This is a genomic window from Giesbergeria anulus (assembly GCF_900111115.1).
Lineage (GTDB): Bacteria > Pseudomonadota > Gammaproteobacteria > Burkholderiales > Burkholderiaceae_C > Simplicispira > Simplicispira anulus.
Window position 1 is genome coordinate 43,523 of record NZ_FOGD01000009.1, and the last position, 25,164, is coordinate 68,686.

22 protein-coding genes are annotated in these 25,164 nt (G+C 60.2%); 12 read left to right on the top strand and 10 right to left on the bottom strand.

Annotation, left to right across the window (positions count from 1 at the left end; genetic code table 11):
- Window positions 1–3: 3 nt before the first annotated feature.
- Window positions 4–2,235: a heavy metal translocating P-type ATPase gene (locus BMX55_RS12380; RefSeq protein ID WP_091458172.1), complete on the bottom strand. Its 2,232-nt coding sequence runs from the start codon at window positions 2,233–2,235 to the stop codon at window positions 4–6.
- A 62-nt stretch (window positions 2,236–2,297) separates the two neighbouring features.
- Between BMX55_RS12380 and BMX55_RS12385 the strand changes: the two genes are divergently transcribed.
- Window positions 2,298–2,495, top strand: a complete 198-nt coding sequence (locus BMX55_RS12385) for a heavy-metal-associated domain-containing protein (protein WP_091458175.1) — start codon at window positions 2,298–2,300, stop codon at window positions 2,493–2,495.
- Between the two features lie 12 nt (window positions 2,496–2,507).
- Here BMX55_RS12385 and BMX55_RS12390 read toward each other — a convergent pair whose 3' ends face one another.
- Window positions 2,508–2,756 carry a DUF3297 family protein gene (locus tag BMX55_RS12390; protein ID WP_091458177.1) on the bottom strand — a complete coding sequence of 83 codons (249 nt, stop codon included), beginning with the start codon at window positions 2,754–2,756 and terminating at the stop codon, window positions 2,508–2,510.
- Window positions 2,757–2,823: 67 nt separating this feature from the next.
- Entirely contained in the window at window positions 2,824–3,822 is a 999-nt protein-coding gene (locus BMX55_RS12395; protein ID WP_091458179.1) for a recombination-associated protein RdgC, read from the bottom strand.
- A 191-nt stretch (window positions 3,823–4,013) separates the two neighbouring features.
- Between BMX55_RS12395 and BMX55_RS12400 the strand changes: the two genes are divergently transcribed.
- Both BMX55_RS12400 and BMX55_RS12405 read left to right on the top strand, forming a co-directional pair.
- The gene (locus tag BMX55_RS12400; protein WP_091458181.1) at window positions 4,014–4,244 is read left to right on the top strand and encodes a hypothetical protein; all 231 of its coding nucleotides are present in this window, start codon (window positions 4,014–4,016) and stop codon (window positions 4,242–4,244) included.
- A 74-nt stretch (window positions 4,245–4,318) separates the two neighbouring features.
- A complete protein-coding gene (locus tag BMX55_RS12405; protein ID WP_091458183.1) occupies window positions 4,319–4,981 on the top strand; it encodes a Spy/CpxP family protein refolding chaperone in 663 nt (220 codons plus the stop codon).
- Window positions 4,982–5,014: 33 nt separating this feature from the next.
- Here BMX55_RS12405 and BMX55_RS12410 read toward each other — a convergent pair whose 3' ends face one another.
- The 5 genes from BMX55_RS12410 to fahA form a co-directional block, all read right to left on the bottom strand.
- Window positions 5,015–9,484: an EAL domain-containing protein gene (locus BMX55_RS12410; RefSeq protein WP_091458185.1), complete on the bottom strand. Its 4,470-nt coding sequence runs from the start codon at window positions 9,482–9,484 to the stop codon at window positions 5,015–5,017.
- Between the two features lie 329 nt (window positions 9,485–9,813).
- Window positions 9,814–10,302 (bottom strand): C40 family peptidase, encoded by a 489-nt coding sequence (locus BMX55_RS12415; protein WP_091458187.1) that lies wholly within the window; start codon window positions 10,300–10,302, stop codon window positions 9,814–9,816.
- 134 nt (window positions 10,303–10,436) lie between these two features.
- A complete protein-coding gene (locus BMX55_RS12420; RefSeq protein ID WP_091458189.1) occupies window positions 10,437–10,862 on the bottom strand; it encodes a universal stress protein in 426 nt (141 codons plus the stop codon).
- Window positions 10,863–10,901: 39 nt separating this feature from the next.
- Window positions 10,902–11,747, bottom strand: coding sequence for a metallophosphoesterase (locus tag BMX55_RS12425; RefSeq protein WP_091458190.1), 846 nt, complete (start codon window positions 11,745–11,747; stop codon window positions 10,902–10,904).
- A gap of 142 nt (window positions 11,748–11,889) precedes the next feature.
- Window positions 11,890–13,239, bottom strand: a complete 1,350-nt coding sequence (gene fahA, locus BMX55_RS12430) for a fumarylacetoacetase (protein WP_177172901.1) — start codon at window positions 13,237–13,239, stop codon at window positions 11,890–11,892.
- A gap of 248 nt (window positions 13,240–13,487) precedes the next feature.
- Between fahA and minC the strand changes: the two genes are divergently transcribed.
- From minC to minE, 3 genes are all read left to right on the top strand, one after another.
- Window positions 13,488–14,237: a septum site-determining protein MinC gene (minC, locus tag BMX55_RS12435; RefSeq protein WP_091458193.1), complete on the top strand. Its 750-nt coding sequence runs from the start codon at window positions 13,488–13,490 to the stop codon at window positions 14,235–14,237.
- Between the two features lie 72 nt (window positions 14,238–14,309).
- Entirely contained in the window at window positions 14,310–15,125 is an 816-nt protein-coding gene (gene minD, locus BMX55_RS12440) for a septum site-determining protein MinD (protein WP_091458194.1), read from the top strand.
- 7 nt (window positions 15,126–15,132) lie between these two features.
- Window positions 15,133–15,396: a cell division topological specificity factor MinE gene (minE, locus tag BMX55_RS12445; RefSeq protein ID WP_091458196.1), complete on the top strand. Its 264-nt coding sequence runs from the start codon at window positions 15,133–15,135 to the stop codon at window positions 15,394–15,396.
- A 7-nt stretch (window positions 15,397–15,403) separates the two neighbouring features.
- Here the strand turns inward: minE and recQ are convergent, their stop codons facing one another.
- Window positions 15,404–17,272, bottom strand: a complete 1,869-nt coding sequence (gene recQ, locus BMX55_RS12450; RefSeq protein ID WP_091458198.1) for a DNA helicase RecQ — start codon at window positions 17,270–17,272, stop codon at window positions 15,404–15,406.
- 136 nt (window positions 17,273–17,408) lie between these two features.
- On the opposite strand from recQ, the gene BMX55_RS12455 reads away from it, so the two are divergent.
- The 4 genes from BMX55_RS12455 to BMX55_RS12470 all read left to right on the top strand — a co-directional run bounded on the left by BMX55_RS12455 (window position 17,409) and on the right by BMX55_RS12470 (window position 21,682).
- The gene (locus BMX55_RS12455; RefSeq protein WP_091458200.1) at window positions 17,409–17,642 is read left to right on the top strand and encodes an FmdB family zinc ribbon protein; all 234 of its coding nucleotides are present in this window, start codon (window positions 17,409–17,411) and stop codon (window positions 17,640–17,642) included.
- A gap of 224 nt (window positions 17,643–17,866) precedes the next feature.
- Window positions 17,867–19,822, top strand: coding sequence for a methyl-accepting chemotaxis protein (locus BMX55_RS12460; RefSeq protein WP_245751438.1), 1,956 nt, complete (start codon window positions 17,867–17,869; stop codon window positions 19,820–19,822).
- 96 nt (window positions 19,823–19,918) lie between these two features.
- Entirely contained in the window at window positions 19,919–21,268 is a 1,350-nt protein-coding gene (locus BMX55_RS12465; RefSeq protein ID WP_143059672.1) for a hypothetical protein, read from the top strand.
- 36 nt (window positions 21,269–21,304) lie between these two features.
- Window positions 21,305–21,682, top strand: coding sequence for a PH domain-containing protein (locus tag BMX55_RS12470; RefSeq protein ID WP_091458203.1), 378 nt, complete (start codon window positions 21,305–21,307; stop codon window positions 21,680–21,682).
- 66 nt (window positions 21,683–21,748) lie between these two features.
- On the opposite strand, the gene lplT is transcribed toward BMX55_RS12470, so the two are convergent.
- Window positions 21,749–23,053 carry a lysophospholipid transporter LplT gene (gene lplT, locus BMX55_RS12475; protein ID WP_091458206.1) on the bottom strand — a complete coding sequence of 435 codons (1,305 nt, stop codon included), beginning with the start codon at window positions 23,051–23,053 and terminating at the stop codon, window positions 21,749–21,751.
- Window positions 23,054–23,209: 156 nt separating this feature from the next.
- On the opposite strand from lplT, the gene alr reads away from it, so the two are divergent.
- Together alr and BMX55_RS12485 are read left to right on the top strand one after the other, a co-directional pair.
- On the top strand, window positions 23,210–24,334 hold the full coding sequence (gene alr, locus BMX55_RS12480; RefSeq protein WP_091458208.1) for an alanine racemase: 1,125 nt from the start codon (window positions 23,210–23,212) through the stop codon (window positions 24,332–24,334).
- Between the two features lie 447 nt (window positions 24,335–24,781).
- Window positions 24,782–24,964: a hypothetical protein gene (locus tag BMX55_RS12485; protein WP_091458209.1), complete on the top strand. Its 183-nt coding sequence runs from the start codon at window positions 24,782–24,784 to the stop codon at window positions 24,962–24,964.
- Window positions 24,965–25,164 lie beyond the last annotated feature (200 nt).

Sequence of the window (25,164 nt, forward strand, 5' to 3'; positions counted from 1 at the left end):
GCGCTACATGCGCCAGCGCTTGAGCAGCAGGGCATTGCTAATCACGCACACCGAGCTGAGTGCCATCGCGGCCCCGGCCAGCACCGGGCTGAGGTAGCCCAGCGCTGCCAACGGAATACCGGCCACGTTGTAGGCAAAGGCCCAAAACAGGTTTTGCCGAATCTTGGCTACGGTGCGCCGTGAGATGTCCAGTGCTGCGGCCACCAGCAGCGGGTCGCCGCGCATCAGCGTGATGCCCGCAGCGTGCATCGCCACATCCGTGCCATTGCCCATCGCCATGCCCACATCGGCTGCGGCCAGCGCCGGGGCGTCGTTGACGCCATCGCCCACCATCGCCACGATATGGCCGCCGCTTTGCAAGGCGCGCACTTGGGCGGCTTTGTCGCCGGGCAGCACGTTGGCACACACTTCGCCCGCCTCAGGCCGCAGGCCCAAGCGGCGGGCCATCGCTTCAGCGGCGGGCTGGTTGTCGCCAGAGATCATCACCGTGCGCAGCCCGCGCTGGCGCAATTGCGCTAGCGCCCGCTGGGCATCAGGCTTGGGCTGGTCGCCAAAGGCCATCAGGGCCTGCAATTGCCAGCCTTGGGTAGTTTGCTGGGCCAAGGCCGATACCGTAGCCCCCTCAGTTTGCAACTGCTCGGCACGGGCCGCCAAGCTGCCCAGCGCCACTCCCTGTTCTTGCATCCAGCGCAGGCTGCCCAGCAGGTAGCTGCGGCCTTGCACTTGGCCCTCGCTGCCCCGGCCCGGTACGCTGCGTACGGCGTCGGGGGCCGGTACGTCCAACCCTTGTTGTTGTGCCGCTTGCACCACAGCACGGGCCAGTGGGTGGCTGCTGCCCGTTTGCAGGCTGGCAGCATCGCGCAGCACGGCGGCACGATCTAAATCAGGGGGCACTTCCAGCGCCGTCAGGGTGGGTTGGCCCACGGTCAGGGTGCCAGTTTTGTCAAAGGCCACGGTATCGACACGGTGTGCCAGCTCCAGCGCCTGCGCATCTTGGATCAAGATGCCATGCTGCGCCGCTACCCCCGTGCCCGCCATGATGGCCGCTGGAGTGGCTAACCCCAAGGCACAGGGGCAGGCAATCACCAACACGGCTACCGCGCGGATGAGCGCAGTTTCTAGCCCGACCCCCATCCACCACCAGCCCAGCAGCGTACACAGCGCAATACCCAACACCACCGGCACAAACACATTAGCCACCTGATCCACCAACCGCTGGATGGGTGCCTTGGCGGCTTGGGCGTCTTCGACCAGCCGAATGATGCGCGACAGGACAGTCTCGGCCCCTACGGCACGCACCTGCAACACGATACGCGCCTCGCCATTGATAGAGCCACCGGTCAGGGCATCACCCACCGCCTTGGGCACGGGCAGCGGCTCGCCGGTGAGCATGGATTCATCGACTTGGGTGATACCGTCCAGCAAGGTGCCATCCACCGGGATACGCTCGCCGGGGCGCACCACCAGCGTGTCCCCCACCATCACTTCGGCTATCGGTACATCCACTTCGCCGCCTTTGCCCAGCCAGTGCGCCACCTCCGGGCGCAGGCCATGCAAGGCACGGATGGCGGCGGTGGTCTGGCGCTTGGCGCGGGCTTCTAGCCATTTGCCCAGCAGCACCAGCGTAACTACCACGGCAGAGGCTTCAAAATACAGGTGCGGCTGGTGGCCGGGGTGGGCTGTCCACCACAGCCACACCGACAGCCCCCAACCTGCTGTGGTGCCGATGGAGACCAATAAATCCATATTGCCGCTGCGTGCTTGCACGGCATGCCAGCCTGCGCGGTAAAAACGCGCCCCCAAAATAAACTGCACTGGCGTGGCGAGTAAAAACTGCACCCACGCCGGTAGCATCCAGTGCGCGCCCCACAGGTCACCTAGCATCGGCAACACCAGTGGCAACGACAGCAGCAGGCCGACTGCCACGGGCGCAAAGCCTGCCCAAGGCGAGTCTTGCTGTTCGCGGGCCTCGGTGGCGGCGGGCGTCAGGGGTTCATAGCCCGCATTGCGTACGGCACGACGCACCAAGGCGTCGATGCTGGCGCTGTCTTGCGTTGCCAAAGGTGCAAAACGCACCCGTGCCGATTCGGTGGCTAGGTTGACGGTGGCCTCCTCTACGCCGGGTACTTTGCGCAAAGCGCGTTCCACGCGGCCTGAGCAACTGGCGCAGGTCATACCGCCAATGGCTAAATCTAGCTCTTGAGAGGGGGGAGAAGATGCAGAGGGAAGGGTCATGGAACCACCTAATTTCTTATGATGATGCGCGTTTTCCATTCCCTCCACCTCGAAAGACCCTGATGCAACACCAGTTTGAAGTCCACGGCATGACCTGCGGCCACTGTGAACGGGCCGTGATCGAAGCCCTGCAAAACCTCGACCCCCAAGCCAGCGTGCGTGTTGACCGCGCACAAAACCGGGTGGAGGTTGAGAGCGAGCAGCCACGCGAAACCTTGGCCGCCGCCATCACGGAAGAAGGCTACCGTGTCGCGCCCTGAGCGGGCACGCTGTTACTTGTAAAAAACCTCCACCGCCCCCTTGAGTGTCAGCAGCAAGGGGCGGCCCTTGCGATCTACCGTCTTGCTCGCGGGCACCTTCACCCAGCCTTCGCTAACGCAGTATTCTTCGACATCAAAACGCTCCTTGCCATTGAGCCGGATGCCAATGTCGTGGGCAAACACGGCAGCAATATGGTGTGGGCTGCGCGGGTCAATGCTCAGGCGGTCGGGCAGGGTGGGAGGGGTGGTGGTATCGGTCATGGCAAAGGCCTCTTTTCTGGACAAAACCGGCGATTTTCCCGGATTTGTCCGGCAAGCATGTCCACGTTTAAAACGGGGCCTCGTCCGGGGCCGTGTCAGGGGGCGGCGTGGCTGGGCCGGTGATGACTTCTTGGCTGTGTCGTGCCGTGGCTACTGGGGGCGGTGGATTACCAATGCTGCGCTCGCTTTCGCCGTCCAGCGCCTCGATCAGCTCAGGCAAAAACGCGGCCAGTTCGCCGGTAGTCAAGGCCCAGTCGGTGTCAAAGCCGCTGTCTTCGGGGTTTTGCTCGGCCAGCGCGGCATCGAGCAGGGCCAGTTTTTTCAGTTGCAGCCCTTCGGTGAGCACAAAAGACAGGCGGTCTGCCCACGTCAGGGCTAGCTTGGTGGGTAGCTTGCCTGCTTGGATGTGGGCGCGAATTTCATCAATATCCAGTGGATGGCGGGCGTAGCGCACCACGGCTTTGTCTTCATCGCTGCTTTTGAGTTCGCACTCGCGGTCAATGGTGAACCCGGCGGGCGGCTCTTGGCTACTGAGCCACTGTGCCATGGCCGTGGCCGGCGCGGTTTGCGTATCGAGCAACCACAGCGACAGCCCCGGCAGGGCCTCCACCAGCGCACTGACCACCTCATCGGCGCGGGTTTGGCTGGCGGCGTCCAGCAGCAGAAAATGCGCTTGTGGGTCGATCCACACAGCGATACTGCCTTGCCGCGTAAAGGCTTGGGGCAGCAAGTCGCGCTTGGCTTCTTCTTTCAGGTCGCGGCTTTCGCGCTTGCCCGGCTTGCGGCCTGTGCTTTGCTCAATCTGGGCGGCTTTTTCTTGCACTTTGCGTGCCAGCACGCTGGCGGGCAGCAGTTTGGCCTCGGTCATAAAACGCAGCAACCATTGGCCCCCTACAGATTCAGCCAACGGGCCGTGGGCCTCGCCACGCGGCGGCACCCAACCCCAAGAGCGCTCTTGTGTGGCGCTGCACGGCACAAAGGGGGCTGGGGCCAGCGCCGCCTCGAGCTGTTCTAGCCCGATCTGCCACGTCGGCGCAATGCGGTAGACAATCATGTTTTTGAACATGCAAACCCTTTTACAGAAAACAGGGCGCCATTGTCCGCCGCCGTGGCACCTCTTCTGCGTGCGGGGGCCATCTGCCGCATCTTTACATTAGCGCAGCACTACAACACAACTCGCTGACACAGTACATAGATATTGTCTTGTGAACACAGGCACGCACGTGCTGGTGCATTTTTCCCTCGAAAGGATTTTTCATGGCTTTCTTCCCCCGCAAATTGATCGCTGCTGCTATGTTGGCTGCTTTGTCCCTGCCCAGCTTGGCGCAAATGCCAGCACCCCAGCCCGGCGCAGCGCCTGCTCCTATGGTGGCCCCCCACCACGCCGTGCGTAAGAAGGCCAACCATGTCAAGCGCCACTCGGCACGCCACCACCGCGCCCATCGTGCGCACCGCGCCCATCGCCGTGCCCATCGCGCGGCACGTTAAGCCGATAAGCGCATACTGTGATTACACCGCTGGCATATCGATGTCAGCGGTGTTTTTTTTGAAAGGGTGTCTTTATGGTTTTCCTTCCCCGTAAGCTGATTGCTGCTGCCGTGCTGGCAGTTTTTGCCCTGCCCAGTTGGGCACAGTCAGAGGCGGCTGGTGCTGGCGCTAGTGCGCCCGCAGCAGTTGCAGCCCCAGCCACCGAAGCCGCCACGCCAGCAACAGCCCGTTCTGGCCCACGCGCTCAGCGTGGCGAGCCGGGTTACCACAAGCAGCACCACTACCGCCACCACCGTGCTATGCGCAGTGATCCATCCGCTGCAAGCTGGCAAGAGCGCCGCGCCCAACACCACGCCCAGCTGAAACAACAATTGCAACTCAGCCCAGCCCAAGAAGGCGCTTGGACAGAGTTCACCACTGCCATGGAGCACGCACCCAGCCATGCCCGTTTGGGCATGGAAGGCGCGGAGCAGCTCACCACCCCTGAGCGCATTGACCGTATGCGCGCCCTGCGCATCCAGCACGCAGCCGAGGCTGACCGCCGTGGCGATGCTGTCAAAGCGTTTTATGCACAACTCAACCCGGCCCAGCAAAAAACCTTTGATGGCAACCACAGCGCACACCGTGGCGCACACCCCATGATGGGTGCGGGCTGCCATGGTCAGGCCATGCCTGCCGCTGGCAATGGCCACCGTGGCCCACACGGCGCACGCAACGCCCCAGCAGCGGCGCAATAAGCAGCCGCTGTAGCACGCACCAGCGTTTCAGTGCTAACGCTGGTGCAGCCAGTCTTCCAGTTGTAGCTCTGGCAAGGGACGGCTAAACAGGTAGCCTTGGAAGGTCTGGCAGCCCGCACGCAGCAGCACGTCGCGCTGGGCTGTGGTTTCAACCCCTTCGGCAATCACGTTCAGGCCCAAGCTGCGGCTCAAACCAATAATGGTGTTGACGATGGCCGCATCGTTGGGATCGGTCAGCAGGTCACGCACAAAACTTTGGTCAATTTTGAGCTGGTCTAGCGGCATGCGCTTGAGGTAGCTCAGGCTAGAGTAGCCGGTACCAAAATCGTCTAATGAGAAGCCAACCCCCAACTCGCCCAGCGCTGTCATGGTGGCAATGGTGGTATCCATGTCTTCTACCAGCAGGCTTTCGGTCAGTTCGAGCTTGAGCCGCTGCGGTGGTGCCTTGGTGCTTTGCAGTAGCTGGGCCACCTCTTCCACAAAGCCTGCATTGCGAAACTGGCGCGAGCTGACATTGACGGCCATGTTGATGTGGCAGCGCTTGGGCTGGTGTTGCCAACGTGCCAGCAACTGGCAAGCGCTGGCCAACACCCAGCGCCCCAGCGATAAGATGATGCCGGTCTCTTCCGCCAGTGGAATAAAGTCCCCCGGAGAGACCATGCCGCGCTCTGGATGGTGCCAACGCACGAGTGCTTCTACGCCCACATACTCGTCTAAGTGATTCACTTGGGGCTGGTAGTGCAGCAAAAACTGGCCTTGGGTCAGGGCGTTGCGCAAGTCAGCCTCTAGGGCGGCGCGGGCCGTGACCACGGCCTGCATGTGCGGGTCAAAAAAGCGCAGGGTGTTGCGCCCGGCCGTTTTGGCTTGGTACATAGCCAAATCGGCCTGCTTGAGCAAGTCGCCCACACTGGTGCTATCGCCTTGGAACGGTGCAACGCCAATGCTGGGGGTGCTGCGGTACTGGTAGCCCGCCAACTCATACGGAGCGGCCAAGGTAGCCAAGATTTTTTCACCCACGCTGCGCGCACTCAAGGCCAGAGCGCCGGGATCAGGCCCCAGCGCTTCAAGCATGACCACAAACTCATCGCCACCTAAGCGAGCTACGGTATCGACGCTGCGCACGCAGGTGTTCAGGCGCTGGGCCACCTGTTGCAACAGCTGGTCGCCCTTGTCGTGGCCCAAAGTATCGTTGAGGGTTTTGAAGTTATCGAGGTCGATAAACAACAGCGCCCCGCCCTGATGCTTGCGCTGCGCTGCGGCCAAGGCTTGGTGCATCCTATCCATCAGCAACATCCGGTTGGGCAGGCCAGTGAGGGAGTCGTAAAAGGCCAAGCGCTGAATTTCGCGCTCAGTGGCCTTGCGCTGGCGGATATCGGTATGAATGGCCAAGACGGACTCAGGCTGGCCGTCTTCACCGCGCACCAACGTCCAGCGGCCTTCAATGTCGATAGCGTGGCCGTCGCGGTGGTGCTGGACAATTTCTCCGGCCCATTCACCTTGGGTGAGCACAGCTTCAGAGGCGCGGTAAAACAGGGTAGGGTCTTGGTAGAGCAGCGAGACTATCGAGTGCCCCAGCACCTGCCACTGCGGCCACCCATAAACGCGCTCGGCACTCTTGTTCCAGTAGGTAATGTGGTGCTCTAGATCGTGGACGATGATGGCATCTTGGGCCTTGTCCAGCAGCGATGCCTGTTGGCGGATGCGTGTGTCCGAAACTTGGCGCTCAATCTCGGCAGAAGCGCGGGCAGCAAAAATTTGCAGCGTAGAGATGACAAAATCGGGATCGGCCAGCGGCTTGGTAAACAGCACGAAGATCATGCCAATGGTGTCGCCGGAGCTGTCGCACAGTTGCTGGCCGACATAGGCTTGGGCCTGCACCATCCCTGCCAGCACTGGAGAGTGGGGGTAGCTCTCGCTGGCCCCCTGTGGCAGCACGTATTGGCGCTGCGTGAGCAGCTTCATGGTGGGTGTGCCTTCAAGGGTGTATTCCGTCGATGGCAGCAACTGGCCATTGATGACCACCGCCAAAGAGCTGACACGGGCCGGTTTGTCATACTGCTGCGGCAACAGGCGCACTACAGAACCCACTTGGGCATCAAGCACTTCGGCCATTTGGCTGGCCAGTTGCACAAAAAATTCGGTGCCGGTGGCGGTAGAGACGGCGGCAGCCACTTTGAGCACCGAGGCGTGCAGGCGTTGCTGCTCTTTGCGCGCACGCAAGCTGGTAATGCCAAAGGCCAAGTCGTTGGCCAAGTCTTGCAACAGGCGTGACTCTTGGGTGCTGATGTGCAGCACCTCTGGGGCATACAGGTAGAGCAGGCCAAAGGTGCGCTCGCCGTGGTGCAGTGGCAGGCTGATGACGCCATGAAAACCATGCGCCAGCAGGCGCTCAGACAGCTCGGCATAGACGGGTTCGCTGCGCACGTCTTGCACAATCACCGGCTGGCCGGTACGTACCGTCACGCCGGAGGGGCCTTGGCCGCGTGGGTCAGTAGCCGACCAAGACAGGTTGATGTTGTCAAGGTAGCCGTTGTTGACACCAGCATGGGCCACCAACTCAATGGTTTTAGCGGCGTCGTCGCGGGCAAAACCTACCCAGCCCAAACGGTAGCCGCCAATCTCCACGGCAATACGACAAACGGCCTCAAGCAGGTCAGGCTCAGAGGTGGCGCGCACCATGGCTTCGTTGCAGGCCCCCAGCAGTTGCTGCGCACGGCCTAGGCGGATGAGTTCGCGTTCGGCGCTGAGGCGGTCGGTGATGTCGCTGGCCATGATCTGGCGCGCCGGGCCACCATTGAAGGTAATGGTGCGCGAGGCCACTTCCACATCGATCAGCTCGCCATTTTTGCGCACATGGCGGTGGTGCAGGCTGCGCCGCCCGGTGCCTTCGCCCAAAGCGAGCACCTCAGCGCGAAATTGCGCCCGTTGCTCAGGCAGCCACAGATCGGCCATCGTCATGCCCAGCAGCTCTTGCTCGGTGTAACCGTACAGCGCCAGCATGGCTTGGTTGACAGCCAAAATACGCAGGCGCTCATCCAGTGCATAAATCCAGATAGGCTGCGGATGAAAATCAAACAGCAGCCGGTATTGCTGCTCAGAGGCGCGCAATTGCGCCGCCACTTGGCGCAAATGCAATAAAGCGCCCAAGGATTCAGCCAGCATTTGCAGGTGGGCGGCATCACGGGCCATAAAACCTTGGCCGTGCTGGGCGCTCGCTTGCAGCAAACCCACAGCTTGGCCTTCAATGCGCAGCGGCGTGACCAAGGTAGAGCGCACTGCGGCATCACCATGCAGCGCGCCCACGTCGTCGCACAGGCCACTGGCTGGGTTGCATTGCACGGTGTGACCATCGAGCAGGCGCTGCCAAGCAGCGCACTGGCGCAGGGGCATGGCCCGGCCCAGCGGCGGGGCATCACGCCCGGCCCGCGCTTGGGTGATGAGTTGCTCGCCCTCCAACAATTCAACCGTGGCGCTGCGCGCGCCGGTGATATCCAAAGTGGCCTGCGCTACCAAGTCCAGCAGAGCGCTCTGGCTCCACTCTTGGGCCGCCATGCGTTGCTGCACCTGCACCAAGGCGGCTTGGGTGTGGGCTTCATGCAGGGCATCAAGGTGGGCCTGCTTGTCAGCACTGATGTCACGGATGCCACCCACCATACGCAGTGCTTGGCCCGTCTCATCCCGAATGACAAAGCCCCGGTCTTGTACCCAGATGGTCTGGCCATCAGCACGCACAATGCGGTATTCAGCAGCCCAAGTGCTCTCTTGGCCTTGGATGGCGGCATACAGCGCCTTGACCACCCGCGAGCGCTCTTGCACATGGACATACTGCGCCCAAGCATCGGCATCGGGCATAGACTGCTCACAAGACAAACCAAACAGGGGGCGAAAGGAGTCGCTCCACCAGATTTTGCTGGTGCGCACATCCCAGTCCCAGACGGTATCAGCAGTGGCATTGGCCACGAGGTGAAAACGCTCCTCACTTAACCGCAGGGCTTGGTGCTGGCGGCGCAATTGCAGTTGTGCCATGACTTGGCTGGCGAGCATTTGCAAGGCAGCGCGCTGGCTAAGGTCTAGCACCCTAGGGCGGGTGTCCATCACCAACAGGGTGCCAATGGCAATGCCATCGGGGGTCAGCAGGGGGGCACAGGCATAAAAACGGATATGGGGTGCCCCCGTGACCAGCGGGTTGTCTTTGAACAAGGGGTGCTGAGTGGCATCAGGTACCTCAACTACCTCGTTGCGGCCATCTATCCAATGCCGACAAAAGGCCACCGCCAAATCGGTCTGGTGCAGCGCTACGCCAATGCGGGCTTTGAACCACTGGCGACGGTCATCGACAAAATTAACCAATGCCATCGGCGTGGCACAAATATGTGCCGCCAATGCCGCCAATTGGTCAAATGGCTCTTCTTCAGGGGTATCAAGAATGGCGTAAGCCTGCAACGCCTGCTGGCGCTGGGCTGCGGTGCTCAGAGGGTGTGCAGTGGCGACGGGGCGCGACATCACCCCTGCCCTCCCAAGAGCTTAGGCACAGCGCAACGCAACAGGTAAGACAAAAACCTTGGCATGAATGCAATGGCGAGCGGACAGTGGAACACAAGGGCACATAGATGCAGCCACGTCTTTTTTAGCGCGCAACGTGCCCAGATACTACATGCACCATGCCATATTGCAAACAGCAGAATGGTACGATGAGAGGTTAACCGTATTTGTTACCCATCAAATAACAAACGGGCCTATCGGCCCTGAACGGTGAGAGTGGCATTTTATGCAAATAATTCGCACTTCTCCGTGCGAAAAAACAAGTTTCACTGTAGCAAAGCCTGCCAACCTCAGGGCCGCAAGAATGCTACCTGCTGCGTAGCCCAATAGCGCGATTGCAAATGGTCAAGCCGCACCTGCCCACCCGTAGAGGGGGCATGGACAAATCGGCCTTGTCCCACATAAATACCAGCATGGCTTGGACTACTTCCTTGGCCAAACAGTACCAAATCGCCGGTGCGCCGTTCCTCTAGGGGCACCGGCTGCGCCCACTGCGCCAGTTGTGCCACGGTGCGTGGCGGTGCTACGGTCATGCGGGCGCGGTACACATAGCCAATCAGGCCACTGCAGTCAAAGCCGCCATCGGGCGTGTTACCACCATAGCGGTAGGGGGTGCCTACCAAGCCCAGCGCATGGATGGCTATATCGTGCGCCATCTCTGGCGATAGCCGCGCTGGCGTTGGGCTGGGGGGGGTGTGGATGCCTTGGCGAGCCACAGGTGGCGGCACCGCTGGCGGCGCAGAGCCACAACCCACCAGCGCCAGCGCCAACCATGCCATACCAACCCCACGGCCTCTCAAGTCGGTGGCAGCCCTAGACATCCTGCACCATACCGTGTGCATCTTTGCTCTCCTATCCACTGTGGCAGTGGCTGCCTGCTACCAAGCGCCACAGCAAATGCTCCAACACTCGATCAACGCACAATCAATACCGGCACCGTGCTCTGTGCCAGCACTTTGGTAGTCACCGATCCCATCACCAACGTGGCCAAGGCACCGTGGCCGTGCGAGCCCATCACCAGCAAATCAAATTGCTTGTCTTGCGAGGCTACCTCCGCGATGGTCTCTGCAATATAGCCCACCTTGCTGATGGTCTGGAGTGCCACACCCTTGGTAGCCATGAACTTGACCACGGGATCGAGTACCTTCTGGTTCTCGTCTTCGTAGTATTCTTCTACCAGCTCTTTGCTCAAGGAAGCACGGGCATGGGCAGGCAAAGGCGGCTGCACCGTCAAGGCGGTGTAGTGGTGGCTGGTGCCGAGCAACTCCTCATGGGCGGCCAGATAGGCCAGCATTTTTTTGGTGAAGGGGCTGCCATCTACGGCCAACAGAATGTTCATGCTTGTGCTCCTTGTCAGTAAAAGCGAAGGTAACAGCCATCATACGGTGACGCAATAGTGGGGTTGAAAGGTATCCTGCTCACCTTTACGGGCATAACCCAGCGGATTGGCCACCACCTGGCATTGCCAAGGCTGGCCATCGGGCCGCACGCCTTGGGCTAAATAATCGCAAGAGGCGTGAAGATGGCCGTGCAGCCAAGCCTGTGCATGCGGCAACCAATCGTCCAGCGCATTGCAAAAGCCCGCTGTGCCCGGCACCAAGCCATAGCGCGGATCGGCACTTTGCAGGCTGGGGGCAAAGTGCGTAACCACCACCGTCGAGCCAGCAAAGGGCTGCTCTAGTGCTGCCTGCAACCACTGCTGGCATTGCAAGGCTTGCTCGCGCACTTGGGCCGCCAAAAAAGGCTGCCCACGCCAAGTGGTGCCCGTTTTGCGCAGATAAAAATTGGCCGCACTGAACGCTTTTTGGCGCTGGCGCAACTGCTGGGTCAAAGGGGCTTGTGCATCACGCAGCGCCAGCGCATCAAAATCGCTCCACAGCGTGGTGCCAACAAAGCGCACCCCGTCCAGCACCGCTGTTTCGCGCTCCAGCCAGATCAGCCCCAGCCGCTCACAGGTGCGGCGCAGGCGCTCTTGGGCGGCATCAAAGTCTTGGCCGTCGTATTCATGGTTGCCCGGCACCAACACCACCGGCGTCGGCCAGCCCGCAAACTGCGGCAGTGGAGAAAAACGCGCCAACCCAAAATCCTCATCGGCCAACAGCGAGCCGCGCTGGTACGAGCCGACATCGCCCGCCAACACCAGCACATCGGCTCCTGGTGCAGGCTCTGGCATCCAATGGGGGTGCACCTCTAGGTGCAAATCAGACAGCAATTGAATTTTCATGATGTGGAGCGATGGCCGGATGGTGGCGGGGCCTATCTTTTGAGCAGATGAAAAATGGCAAAGCCGCCGCTTGTGCCGCCGTCGCCAATATCTTGGCGTGGGCAGCGCAGGCGGCGGCAGCGGGATTTAAGCTACCAAGCGATTACGCAGCGTTGCGTGCAGGCAGCACCGTGCCACGGCATTCGCCAAAACCAATGCGCGCTGCACCGGGCTTTTCACACCAACCGCGCAAAATGACGGTATCGCCATCTTCCAAAAAGCTGCGTTGCTCATCGGGGGCGCCGGGGCCGCTCAGGGTGATGGGTTCACGGCCCCCTTTGGTCAGCTCAATCAGGGCACCCGCCTCAGAGGCAGTGGGGCCAGAGATGGTGCCAGTACCCAGCAAATCGCCCGGTTGCAGGTTGCAGCCGCCCACGGTATGGTGGGCCAGCATTTGCGCTGCTGTCCAGTACTGGTGACGGAAGCTGGTTTGCGACACCCGCACCGGGGCCGCACCGGCGGCGCGGCGCTGGGGGGTATCAATGGACACTTCCAGTTGGATATCCAATGCACCCGCAGCGTTGTTGCTGGCATCGTCCAGATAGGGCAGGGGCTTGGGGTCAGCCTCAGGGCGTGTCCACGCTTGGCGATAGGGGGCCAGCGCCTCCATCGATACAATCCAAGGCGATACCGTGGTAGCAAAGTTCTTGGACAAGAAGGGGCCTAAGGGTTGGTATTCCCAGGCTTGGATGTCGCGGGCAGACCAATCGTTGAGCAGGCACAAGCCAAAGATATGTTGTTCAGCCTCGGCCAGTGGCACGGCATCGCCCAGATCGTTGCCTGCGCCAATGTAAATGCCCAGTTCCAGCTCATAGTCTAGGCGTTTGCAGGGGCCAAATACTGGCTCGGTAGCACCAGCAGGCAAGGATTGGCCCAGTGGGCGGCGGAACTCTTGGCCGCTCACGCCAATGCTAGAAACGCGGCCATGGTAGCCCACCGGAATCCAGCGGAAATTGGGCAGTACCGGATCGGTGCCGTTGTCACCGCGCAAAATTTTGCCAATATTGGCCGAGTGGTGAACCGAAGTGTAAAAATCGGTGTAATCGCCAATTTGGGCGGGCACGTTGTATTCGACTGCCACTTGCGGGATCAGGCAGGTGCGCAGGGCATCTACGTTGGGGCCTTCGGCCCCTTCTTTCAGCAGATCAAACAAACCGTGGCGCAGCGCCTGCCAAGCATCAGGCCCCAAGGCCATCAGCACATTAAGGTTATGGTACGCACCAGCCAAGGCGGCCTCAGCAGCGCGCCCTTCTAAGCAGCCGACCACCACCACGCGTGCCAAATCAATCACTTGGTCGCCAATCGCAATGCCCCCCCGAAACGCCTCATCTTCGCGAAAATGGCGAAAGACGGCAATAGGCAGATTCTGGATCGGAAAATCACAGCCGGGCACATTGGCCGAAGCCAGCCAGCTGCGGGCGGCGGAATCGTGGGTATGGTTCAGTGCAATCATGCGGTTGGTCTTTCTGGATGAAGAAGAAGCCTTGGCCGGTGGCGGCGCAGTGCCGCAAGGCCGGGTTTGCACATTGTGGGGCAAACTATGGGTATAAAAAAAGAAATCTCCCGCCCTTTTACCGTGCAATCGCTGTGTTGCCGTTTGCAACAGACAGCGCCAGACGGGTGCATCCGGTAGGCGTGCGCGGTACACTTGCCAGCTTACGGACGCGCGCTTTTTTCGCTCCTCTTCAACCCTTCTCGCCCATGGCCATAGACACTGCGGTGCAAAACCGCTCCAGCTTTGACCTCAAGAGCGCTTTACTGCCCGTTGTGGCCGTAATGCTCAAGAGCACCGATGTCGGGGTACTGGCTGCCGAACTGGCCCAGCGCTTGGCCGCCGACCCGGATTTTTTTGACAACGACCCGGTGCTGATTGACCTGACCGGTGTGCGTGAAGACCCCGCACCTATCGATTTTGCGGCGCTCACCCGTTTACTGCACCAGCACCACACCGTGCCGGTAGCCGTACGCGGTGGTAGCGCCGTACAAATGGCCGCCGCTCGTAGCGTGGGGCTGGTAGCGGCCCCTGATGCACCGCCCACGCGCGCCCCAACCCCGCCTGAGGTGCGTGAAATCATCCATGAGGTGGTGCATGAAGTCGAGGTAATACGCCCTGCCCCTAGGGTGCCCACCGTGGTGGTAGACAAGCCCTTGCGTTCGGGCCAACAGGTGTATGCACGCGGTGCCGATCTGGTGGTGTTGGCAATGGTCAGTTTTGGGGCCGAGGTCATTGCCGACGGCAACATCCATGTCTATGCACCGCTGCGTGGGCGAGCCATTGCCGGGGCGCGGGGCGATACCGGAGCACGCATTTTTACCACTTGCATGGACCCCCAACTGATTTCCATCGCAGGCATTTACCGCACCACTGAGGTCGCCATCGCGGCTGATGTGGTGGGCAAACCGGCCCAAGTACGGCTTGATGGCGAAAAATTACTCATCGAACCCCTCTGAGCACCGGCAGCGCACAGCCCTACGGCTTGAGTCCAGATCAGAATCTCACATATCGCACAGGAATTGCAATCCATGGCCAAAATTGTTGTCGTGACCTCGGGCAAGGGGGGTGTCGGAAAAACCACCACCAGCGCCGCATTTTCTTCTGGTCTCGCAATGCGCGGCCACAAAACCGCTGTCATAGACTTTGATGTCGGGCTGCGCAACCTTGATCTCATCATGGGCTGTGAGCGCCGTGTGGTCTATGACCTCATTAACGTCATCCAAGGCGAGGCCAACCTCAGCCAAGCGCTCATCAAAGACAAAAACTGCGACAACCTGTTTATTCTCGCGGCCTCACAAACGCGCGACAAAGACGCCCTGACCCTCGAAGGTGTGGGCAAGGTGCTGAAAGATTTGGCCGATATGGGCTTTGCCTATGTCATTTGCGATTCTCCGGCGGGCATCGAAACCGGTGCCCTGATGGCCATGCACTTTGCCGATGAGGCATTGGTGGTCACTAATCCTGAGGTCTCTTCGGTGCGCGACTCTGACCGCATTTTGGGTATGTTGGGCAGCAAAACGCAGCGCGCCATCGATGGTGGCGAGCCAATCAAAGAGCATCTGCTCATCACCCGCTACGACGCCAATCGGGTAGAAGACGGCCACATGCTGTCCATCACCGACATCCAAGACATCTTGCGTATTCCGCTGATTGGCGTGGTGCCCGAATCTGAAGAGGTGCTGCAAGCGTCCAATCAGGGCCTGCCCGCCATTCACCTCAAGGGCACCGATGTGGCAGAGGCCTACCACGACGTCGTGGCACGCTTCTTAGGTGAGGACAAGGCTATGCGCTTTACCGATGCGCAAAAGCCTGGCTTCTTTAAGCGCATCTTTGGCGGGAGGTAGGCAGCACATGTCTTTGCTGACCTTGTTTTTGGGGGAGAAAAAAACCTCCGCCAATGTGGCGCGCGAGCGCCTGCAAATCATTTTGGCGCACGAGCGCACTGGACGCAACGCCGCCATGCCCGACTACCTGCCCGCCTTGCAGCGCGAGTTGCTGGAGGTGATTTCCAAGTACGTCTCGATTGACTTGGATGACATCACAGTGCATCTGGAGCGCCAAGAAAACCTCGAAGTGCTCGAAGTCAAAATCGAGCTGCCTGAAATTTTGCGTTAAACCGGTGCTAGCTGCACACCCGCAGCACTTCAGCGCCATAGGCTTGCAGCTTTTTGGCCCCCATGCCACTGATGCCTTGCAAATCGGCCAGCGTGTGCGGCTGTTGCTGCGCGATGGCCGCCAGCGTGGCATCATGAAAAATCACATAGGCGGGCAGGCCATGCTCGCGTGCCACCTCGGCACGCCACGCTTTCAGATTGATAAAACGTGCCAAGGCGGCTTGGTCTAAGCCCTCGGCTACCGGGGGCAGGCTCGCCGCCGGGCGGCGCTGGCGGCGCTCACGCGGGCCGGCAGGAGCCGCCACTGAGGCGCGCAAGCGCACAGGCTGCTCACCGCGCAATACCGCACGTGAGGCATCGGTCAGGCACAGGGTGTCAAAGCTGTGGCCGTTGTCCAGTTGCACCTTGTGCAGCCCCACGGCACCGGTGGCCAGCAGTTGGCGCAGCACAGCGCGCAATTGCAACTCACTAAATTCTGGCCCCATGCCAAAGGTGGAGAGTTTGTCGTGCCCGTGTTGCACAATTTTGTCGGTACTTTTGCCGCGCAGCACATCTAAGGTGTGCTGGGTGCCAAAGTTCAGGCCGCTGGCCTGTTGGATGCGGTAGATGGTCGATAGCAGCTTGCGTGCGCAGTCGGTGGCGTCCCAGACTTCGGGCGGGTGCAGGCAATTGTCGCAATTGCCGCAAGGCGTGGAGGCTTCATCAAAATAGGCCAATAGGCGCACGCGGCGGCAATCGGTGGCCTCGGCCAGCGCCAGCAGGGCTTCTAATTTGCCGCGCAGCGCTTGCTTGAACTCGTCGGCGGCGGGGCTTTCGTCAATCATGCGCCGCTGGTTCACCACATCGCTCAGGCCATAGGCCATCCACGCATGGGCGGCCAGCCCGTCGCGACCGGCTCGGCCCGTTTCTTGGTAATAGCCCTCAATGTTTTTCGGCATGTCCACATGGCCGACAAAGCGCACATCGGGCTTGTCGATACCCATGCCAAAAGCAATGGTGGCCACCATGACGATGCCGTCCTCGCGCAAAAAGCGGTTTTGGTGCGCTTGGCGCAGCTCGGCAGGCAAACCGGCATGGTAGGGCAGGGCAGCAATGCCCGCGTTGGCCAGCACGGTGGCCAGTTCTTCGACCCGCTTGCGCGACTGGCAATAAACCACCCCGGCATCGCCTGCATGTTCTTCTTTGATAAAGCGCAGCAACTGGCCCGTGACATCTTTGCCTTTTTCGGCAATGGTGTAACGGATATTGGGCCGATCAAAACTGCTGACAAACAGGCGCGCCTCTTGCAGTTGCAGCCGCTCAATGATGTCGGCGCGGGTCAAGGCGTCGGCGGTAGCGGTCAGGGCGATGCGTGGCACGGCTGGGTAGCGCTCGTGCAACACGCTCAGGGCACGGTATTCGGGCCGGAAATCATGCCCCCACTGGCTGACGCAATGGGCCTCGTCAATAGCAAACAGGCCCAAACCACCCTGCTGGTACAAGGCATCCAGCAAGGCCAGAAAGCGCGGCGTGTTCACGCGCTCCGGGGCAGCATAGAGCAAGGTGATAGCACCAGTGCGCAGGCGTTGCTCCACCTCTTGCGTCTGTTGCCAGTCCAGTGTGGAGTTGAGAAAGGCGGCCTCGACCCCTGCCTCGTGCAAAGCCCCCACTTGGTCGTGCATCAGAGCAATCAACGGCGACACCACAATAGCCAAGCCTTGGCCCTGCTGCTGGCGCACGATGGCCGGTATCTGATAACACAGCGATTTGCCGCCGCCCGTGGGCATGAGCACCAGTGCATCGCCACCAGCAATCACATGCTCAACGATGGCCTGTTGTGGGCCGCGAAACTGCGGGTAGCCAAAAGTGCGGTTTAAGACCGAAAGTGCAGCGGACAAGAGAGAAGCCTTTGTGGGTGTAGCGGTGGCAGACAATGGCGCTATTGTGCGCTGCGCTCGCCTTGTGCCCAGTGTGGGGCCGGTAATCAGCCGCTGCGGAAAATAGCACTTTTTTAAGCCTTTACAGGATTACCCCATGCCCATCTACGAATATGCCTGCCAAGACTGCGGCCACGCCTTTGAAACGCTGGTGCGCTCAAACACCGTACCGGCCTGCCCCCGTTGCCAGTCGCAACAGTTAGAAAAGCAACTGTCGGTGTTTGCCACCACCAGCGAGGCTGCCCGGACGGTGCCATTGCCTGCCAGCCCGTGTGGCAGTTGCAGCCACCCCGGTGGGCCAAGCGCATGTGGCTTTGCTGGAATGCACTGAAGCGCTTGAGTGTGGTCGGTGTGGTTTGAAGATAATTTCTATCGCTATACCATCAGTGGTAGCCAATTGCTACTTTGACGCGGATTGACCGACTGCCATACATGGGGTTGTGTATGGCTCCCCCAGCGCCCATTGGGTACATTGAAAGTTCCAATGGATGCAAGGGATCTGGTTGATCCCACCCGCTCACAATGACTTCATTTTTTCTACCTGCGATCGCCTTAATGGGCCGACTTCGCTTTGGCTTCAAATTTGCACTGGCCGGTCTGGTGACCTTTGCCTTGTTGCTGTACCTTGGTTCTCTCCAAGTTTATGACCTGCACCATCGGGTGCAGCAGCTCATGGCACAGCGCACCGCCGTAGGCTTGATGGCCCATCTGGTCGAATGGAACAAGGTGCTGATTGAGAGTAGGCGCATTGCCATCACTGCAGCCCCCGGCGATGAAAGCGTGCGCCAGCGCTTTCGCCAGCAGGCCGCCGTGGTAGAGCGCAAACTGACCGAGATTGAGCAGGCCGTGGTACAGGCACAGCCGTGGTTTGACATGCAAGAGCCGACCCGTGGCCTGCGCACCGGCTGGCAAGAGCTGCAAAAAAATGTGGATGCCTTGCCACTCAATGCCGATTTTGCGCAAAAGGCATTTGCCGCCCATGCACCGGAGTATGGCCGCCTGTACGCTTTTATGCGCGATATGGGCGACCGCTCTGGGGTGTCGTTAGAGTCTGATCTGGAATTGTTTTACTTGGGCTACCCCCTGCTCAACAACACCCCCAGCACAGCAGGAATTGCAGTGCGCATTGCTGCCTATTCCACACTGAACATCGCCCGTGGGAACATCACGCCTAAAGACAAGGTGTTTTATGAGGTGACCGAGGCGCGACTGAGCGATACCTTTGGCACAGTCGAGAACATGTTGGGCCAGTCAATGAAGGCCAGCCCAGCGCTAGAAAAGCGCCTAGGCCAAAACTTTGCCACCCTCAAAAGCAGCTCCAAGGAGTATCTGGCTTTTGTCCGCCAACACTTTACCAATGCAGACAGCATCAGCATCGATCAAACCCAAGCGGGACAGGCAGCCCAAGCCACGGTAGATGCGGCTTGGGCCTTGGTGGAACAAAACCGTTTAGCGATGGATGACCTGCTGACCCAGCACATCACGCAGGCCTCCTTCCAACGCAACCTGATGGCTGCTGCCCTCGCCCTGACGGCATTGGTCTCGGTGTATCTGTACATCGGCATGTACTTGGGCATCCACCAAGGCATGGTGCAAGCCAGCGAGTCGGTACGCGCTATTGCCACAGGCACCTTGGGCCAAGTGCCCCAAGCCCTGACCCATGATGAATTTGCCGAGCTGATGCACGACCTACACCAAGCAGATCATGCGCTCATCACCATGATTGCTGCGGTGCGCCAAAACGCCGAAGGGGTGGCTACTGCCAGTGCGCAAATTGCCCAAGGCAATATCGACCTCTCGGTTCGCACCGAAGAGCAAGCCAGCGCATTAGACAGAACCGCTGCGTCGATGGGCTTGCTGGGCAAAGCGGTGCAAGACAACACCGACCATGCCCACCAAGCCAACAATTTAGCCAAAAACGCCTCTATCGTGGCGCAACAAGGCGGCGATGTGGTCAACCAAGTGGTGGAGACCATGAAAGGCATCAACGAGTCTTCACGCAAGATTTCTGACATCATCGGCGTGATTGATGGCATTGCCTTTCAAACCAATATTTTGGCGCTCAATGCCGCCGTAGAAGCCGCCCGCGCTGGTGAGCAAGGCCGGGGCTTTGCCGTGGTGGCCTCAGAGGTGCGCAGTCTGGCCGGACGCAGCGCCCATGCCGCCAAAGAGATTAAGGCACTGATCAACACCAGTGTGGAACGTGTGGAGCAGGGCACAGTGTTGGTCGATCAGGCTGGGCTCACCATGAGCGAGGTGGTCGAGAGCATCGGCCATGTCACGGCACTGATGGCCGACATCAACACCGCGACCTCCGAGCAAAACACCGTAGTGGCGCAAGTCAGTGGTGCGGTGACGCAGATGGACCAAGCTACCCAGCAAAATGCCGCATTGGTTGAAGAAATGGCCGCCGCCGCCGCCAGCCTGAAGGGGCAGGCACAGGATCTGGTGCAGGCGGTCGGGGTGTTCAAGTTGGGCCAAGGCAGCAACCCGCCGCTTCTCCGCCGCTGAGGCCGCCCGGTGGCCACACCAGCGTAGGTGCTCAGGTCTCTTTTGCCCTGTTTTTTGCTGGAATGCCCGGCAGCCATTTGCGGTTCAATGGCAGCTATGACTGTTCATTTGGACTCCCCTTTGCCCCCTGCGGCGGCCTTGCCCGGTGCGGCGCAAACCCGTCAAGGCCCCCCATTGCTGCGTGAAGCACAGGCAGGGGTGGTAGCGGCCCCAGCCGCCGCCCTGCCAGCGCCCCCGCCCACAGAAGGGGCACTGGTGCATATCTCTGCGCAGGGACGCCAGAGTCTGGGGCAAGCGGCGGCTGCCTTGCAAAACCAAAATACCCTGTTGCAGGCGCTGGGCACATCCACGCAAACTGGCACGCCAGCACCAGCCATGCCAACAGCGGTAACACCCGCACCCACAGGGCCAGCAACACCATCGGTAGTGCCTGCGGCTCTGGAGACACCACCCACCACGGCCCCAGCCCCGGCGGTACCTGCCAACAGCAACCCATCGCTACCGGCCCATGCCTTGGTGCAAACCTATGGCGGTGGCCGAGCACAGTTGCCCGCGCTGGCAGGCCATTTTGGGGCCACAACCACCAACCAAACCACCAGCACCACCGAGGCAGAAAGCGTAGCCACACCTGCAATGCACTGGCCGTCCCAAGGGGTGGGCAAGCCTTTGTACGCCCTAGTGCAAACACTGGTGCAGCAAGCCACCGCATCGCTGGGCACGCAGCGGGTGCTGGCCGCCCAGCACTGGCCCGCCGCATTGGTGCCGGTGGTCGATCCGCAACCACCGGCCCAAGGTGAGCCGGACTTGGCCCCTTTGCAAACTTGGCTGGTACACCAAGGCATTGTGCAAACCAGAGAGGGGCCACGCGGTGTCTCTGTGACCTTGCGGGTGCCTGTGCCTTGGCTACGTGCTTGGGCACAGGCACAGGCCGCTGCCATGCCATCGCGCCCCGGTGATGGCTGGATAGGCAGCAACCCACTACCCGCTCCAGAGGCTAGCGCAGCAGCGGCACAGCGCCCACTGCAAGCCCTGTTTGCTGGCCCATCGGCCAGCCTGCAATCGGGCACGGTAGCACTGGCGCTGGAGTCGCCCGGCATGACCGGAATGCGCACCAGCGCGCTGCTGTTGTTGGAGTTCCAGCCCCTGCTGCGCTCATCGGCCAGCACCCAAGCTAACGCACTGTATGGTCACCACGCCAGCGCCTTGCACCTACGCCAAGACCCCTGGCTACAAATGGCCACGCTACAGGCCAGCGGCCATGTGCGGCATGAAGAAGAAGATATGGTGCATGCCAGCGCTGCCCTGTGTGATACCCCCGGCTGCCCTTACCAAGGCGAAACCGCCTGTGTGCAGCCGTTTTGTATGGTCTTGCGCGCACTGGCCCCTATTGATGCCTTGGAGGCTGGCTCTCATGCGCCCGGCCCCCATGCACCGGGCTTGCGCTAAAAACCTGCACTCATCTCCACCACAAGGAACAACACCATGGGACTCTTTGACGGCGTATTGGGCAATGCCTCCAAAATCGACACCACCAAAATTCAGTCAGAATTTAACCAAATTCTGGCACCGGGCGAGAAGGTGGAACATGCTTACCAATTGATCCGCGATTACTTTGTTTTTACCGACAAGCGCCTTGTGCTGGTGGACAAACAGGGCCTGACTGGCAGCAAGGTCGAGTACCACTCGATCCCCTACAAAAGCATCACCCACTTCAGCATCGAGACAGCGGGCACCTTTGATCTGGATGCCGAACTCAAAATCTGGATTTCTGGCACAGCCGTTCCGCTGCAAAAGCAGTTCAACAAGACACTGAACATTTACGAAGTGCAAGCGGTACTGGCCAGCTACGTCCTCAAATAAGCATGGCCGCACCCTCACACGGGGTGCCGGTTGTTTTGGCAGGCGCTTTCTGCCTAGCGCCGCCTGCTAATGGTGCGCATCGTGGCGAGCAAGGTGCAGCAGGTGTTCCACTTCTTTGCTGTGGTGGGTGCAGTTGTGGCCGTGCCAACGGCGAATCACCCACATGGTGCCCGCCACCACGATACCAAACACGGCAATCGCACCAAAGGCCGACAGCCCCAGCTTGGTCGATAGCGCATACAAGCCACCTAGCCCCAAAATGCAGGCTTGCTCATTGAAGTTTTGCACCGCAATCGAGCGGCCCGAACCCATCAGGTTGTGGCCCCGGTGCTGCAAGAGCGCATTCATCGGCACCACCAAAAAGCCGCCCAACCCGCCCAGCACGATCAAAAAGGGTACCGCCAGCCAGAGGGTATCAATAAAGTTCATCAAAATCACCAGCACGCCCATCGCAATGCCCAGCGGAATAACACGGGTAGCGCTGTCCAGACGCATCCGTGCCGAGGCCAACACCGCCCCCGCTGCCGTGCCAATGGCTACCACCCCCACCAACGCCGAGGCCGCAGTGGTGCTGTAACCCAGCGCTGCCGCTGCCCACGCCAGCACGATATAGCGCAAGTTGCCCGACACCCCCCAAAACAGTGTGGTGGTGGCCAAAGAGATTTGCCCCAGCCGGTCATGCCACAGACGGCGGTTGCAGCGCCAAAAGTCGGGCAGCAGCGCCAGCGTGCTAGCCAAGACGCTACTTTGCGGGGTTTGGCGCAGCGGGCGCATCTCTACGCCCGTGAGCGGAATGCGGGTATTGAACCAAGCTGCCACCAGATACAGGCTAATGAGCGTGGCAATAGCTGCTTCTGGTGCCGTATCAATGCCGGTGTCTATGCCGGGCACATCAATGCCCAGCAGCAGCGGTGCAATCACTGGCCCCACCAATTGCCCACCAAGCAACACCCCCAAAATGATCGAGCCGATGGTCAGTCCCTCAATCCAGCCATTGGCCTTGACCAGTTGAGAGGCTGGCAGCAGCTCGGTCAGGATGCCGTACTTGGCTGGAGAGTAAGCCGCCGCCCCCAACCCCACCACCGCATAGGCCAGCAGCGGGTGTGAGCCAAACAGCATCATCAGGCAACCCACCACCTTGATACCGTTACTGATGAACATCACCCGCCCCTTGGGCAGCGCATCGGCAAAGGCCCCCACAAAGGGGGCCAAGATGACATAAAACAGCGCAAACATGGGCACCAGCGCAGCGCGCTGCCATTCTGGCGCACCACCTGTGCGTAAGAGTTCGACAGCGGCCACAAACAAGGCGTTGTCGGCCAGCGAGCTAAAAAACTGCGCCGACATAATGGTGTAGAAACCGCGCTTCATTGAATGGCCATAAGGGGAATGCGTGGGCAGGGCAAAGGCCCGGTACAGAAAGAAAAGGGGCGCTGGCGGCTACGATGGCAAAAGATCGCCGGTTATATCACGCAAGCGGTGGTATTGCGGTGCCAGAATCCCCCGCATCTTCCCTGAGTGCCAGCCATGCCGCGCCCTATCCACGCCACCATTCATACCCTTTCCCTGCAACACAATCTGGCCCGCCTGCGTGCAGCTGCAGCCGATGCCCGCCTGTGGGCCGTCGTCAAAGCCAATGCCTACGGCCACGGCATTGAGCGCGTTTTTGAGGGCCTGCGCGCTGCCGATGGCTTTGCCCTGCTCGATTTGGACGAGGCCGCCCGCGTGCGCCAACTGGGCTGGCGCGGCCCAGTCTTGCTGATCGAAGGTGTATTTGAACCGCGTGATTTGGAGCTGTGCTCGCGGCTGGGGTTGTGGCACACCATTCACTGTGATGCCCAAATTGACTGGCTGGCCGCACACAAAACGCAGGTGCCGCACCGCGTATTCCTCAAAATGAACTCCGGCATGAACCGGCTCGGCTTTACGCCGCAGCGTTTTCGCAGTGCTTGGGCACGGCTCAACGCCCTGCCGCAGGTAGAAGAAATCTCCTTCATGACACACTTTAGCGATGCCGACGGCCCGCGCGGCATTGCCCACCAAGTGGCCGCCTTTACCGCTGCCACCCAAGACCTGCCCGGCGAATGCACCTTGGGCAACAGTGCCGCTACGCTGTGCCACAGCCAGAATGTGCTGGCCCGTGGCGACTGGCTGCGCGAGGGCATTGCGCTTTATGGCAGCTCCCCAGACCACCCTGAGCACCACGCCTCAGACTGGAATTTACAGCCCGCCATGACCCTGAGCACGCGCCTGATTGCCGTGCAACAACTCCAAGCGGGCGATACCGTGGGCTATGGCTCTTGCTTTACCGCTGATGGCCCCATGCAGATTGGCGTGGCCGCCTGTGGCTATGCCGATGGCTACCCGCGCCACGCCCCTACTGGCACGCCGGTGCTGGTCAATGGCATCCGCACCCGGCTGGTGGGCCGGGTCAGCATGGACATGGTGACGGTCGATTTGACCCCGGTGTTGGCCGCAGGGGTGCCGGTGGGCATGGGCAGCGATGTCACGCTGTGGGGGCGCGCCGCCAATGGCACCGTGCTACCGATTGACGACGTCGCGGAAGCCGCAGGCACCGTAGGCTATGAGCTGATGTGCGCGTTGGCCCCCAGAGTGCCCGTAGTCGTAGAGCCAGAAGCTGGCTCCCTTTGATGGGTGTAGAGGTTCCCATAAGCTGAGAAAGCGCTCCATTGTAGAACAATGACTTACAGCATTGTGGGAAGCAAAAGCTGAGAAAATGAACCTCATAACGTGAGAATTTTCTACTTTGCTGCCAACTCGTTTCGGTAGGCAAAGAAGGAAAAGGAACCATCTCCCATCACAGATGGAGCATAGTGGACGAGAACATTAATGTCGAGAATTGAATGGCCGAACAGCTCATCGCATCTCCGGCAAAACCACAAGCGCATGCCGATGAACGCTGTCGACCATCCTACGGGCTGTAAGGTGAGAGACCATTCAACTCAAAGGCCCCCGCCATTTGCTGTGGCTATTTTCAAATGAGGAAGTTGCCCACTTGGCATCGATGACGACATCGGCAGCTCCATCGGAGCAGTCGAGCCAAAGGGTGCGCTGCAGTGCATCTGGAGCTAACATTTCATGAAGCAGTCTCGTGGAAGGCTTAAACAGCGCACATATCAGGGCAACCAAGTGCATCTTGCCCTGATGTTGCACTTCGAATACCTGATGACCCTCGAACTAGGCCACTTCATCGGGCATCAATATTTCGAAATAGGTTGTTTACTTGCGGGCATCGCAGGGCAAAAAAATCTCGAAAATTGACCGTCACCATCCTGCGGACCGTTTTGTCGGTAGGCGGAAGTCCGCGCCGATAAAGCTCCTTCAGCGCCACCAGGCTCGTTGCTCCATTTGTTGATTCGACCGTAGCCCAGAGTTCGCCTCTACTGACCACAATTCCGCATGGCCATTCCATCGTTGTCTCCAGTTGTCTGGAGACAGATAGCAATCCCGCTTATATCGGG

Coding starts and splice junctions, on each gene's coding strand:
- BMX55_RS12380 (WP_091458172.1), bottom strand. CDS start 2,235: ATGACCCTTCCCTCTGCATCTTCTCCCCCCTCTCAAGAGCTAGATTTA.
- BMX55_RS12385 (WP_091458175.1), top strand. CDS start 2,298: ATGCAACACCAGTTTGAAGTCCACGGCATGACCTGCGGCCACTGTGAA.
- BMX55_RS12390 (WP_091458177.1), bottom strand. CDS start 2,756: ATGACCGATACCACCACCCCTCCCACCCTGCCCGACCGCCTGAGCATT.
- BMX55_RS12395 (WP_091458179.1), bottom strand. CDS start 3,822: ATGTTCAAAAACATGATTGTCTACCGCATTGCGCCGACGTGGCAGATC.
- BMX55_RS12400 (WP_091458181.1), top strand. CDS start 4,014: ATGGCTTTCTTCCCCCGCAAATTGATCGCTGCTGCTATGTTGGCTGCT.
- BMX55_RS12405 (WP_091458183.1), top strand. CDS start 4,319: ATGGTTTTCCTTCCCCGTAAGCTGATTGCTGCTGCCGTGCTGGCAGTT.
- BMX55_RS12410 (WP_091458185.1), bottom strand. CDS start 9,484: ATGTCGCGCCCCGTCGCCACTGCACACCCTCTGAGCACCGCAGCCCAG.
- BMX55_RS12415 (WP_091458187.1), bottom strand. CDS start 10,302: ATGGCATGGTTGGCGCTGGCGCTGGTGGGTTGTGGCTCTGCGCCGCCA.
- BMX55_RS12420 (WP_091458189.1), bottom strand. CDS start 10,862: ATGAACATTCTGTTGGCCGTAGATGGCAGCCCCTTCACCAAAAAAATG.
- BMX55_RS12425 (WP_091458190.1), bottom strand. CDS start 11,747: ATGAAAATTCAATTGCTGTCTGATTTGCACCTAGAGGTGCACCCCCAT.
- fahA (WP_177172901.1), bottom strand. CDS start 13,239: ATGATTGCACTGAACCATACCCACGATTCCGCCGCCCGCAGCTGGCTG.
- minC (WP_091458193.1), top strand. CDS start 13,488: ATGGCCATAGACACTGCGGTGCAAAACCGCTCCAGCTTTGACCTCAAG.
- minD (WP_091458194.1), top strand. CDS start 14,310: ATGGCCAAAATTGTTGTCGTGACCTCGGGCAAGGGGGGTGTCGGAAAA.
- minE (WP_091458196.1), top strand. CDS start 15,133: ATGTCTTTGCTGACCTTGTTTTTGGGGGAGAAAAAAACCTCCGCCAAT.
- BMX55_RS12455 (WP_091458200.1), top strand. CDS start 17,409: ATGCCCATCTACGAATATGCCTGCCAAGACTGCGGCCACGCCTTTGAA.
- BMX55_RS12460 (WP_245751438.1), top strand. CDS start 17,867: ATGGGCCGACTTCGCTTTGGCTTCAAATTTGCACTGGCCGGTCTGGTG.
- BMX55_RS12465 (WP_143059672.1), top strand. CDS start 19,919: ATGACTGTTCATTTGGACTCCCCTTTGCCCCCTGCGGCGGCCTTGCCC.
- BMX55_RS12470 (WP_091458203.1), top strand. CDS start 21,305: ATGGGACTCTTTGACGGCGTATTGGGCAATGCCTCCAAAATCGACACC.
- lplT (WP_091458206.1), bottom strand. CDS start 23,053: ATGAAGCGCGGTTTCTACACCATTATGTCGGCGCAGTTTTTTAGCTCG.
- alr (WP_091458208.1), top strand. CDS start 23,210: ATGCCGCGCCCTATCCACGCCACCATTCATACCCTTTCCCTGCAACAC.
- BMX55_RS12485 (WP_091458209.1), top strand. CDS start 24,782: ATGAAGCAGTCTCGTGGAAGGCTTAAACAGCGCACATATCAGGGCAAC.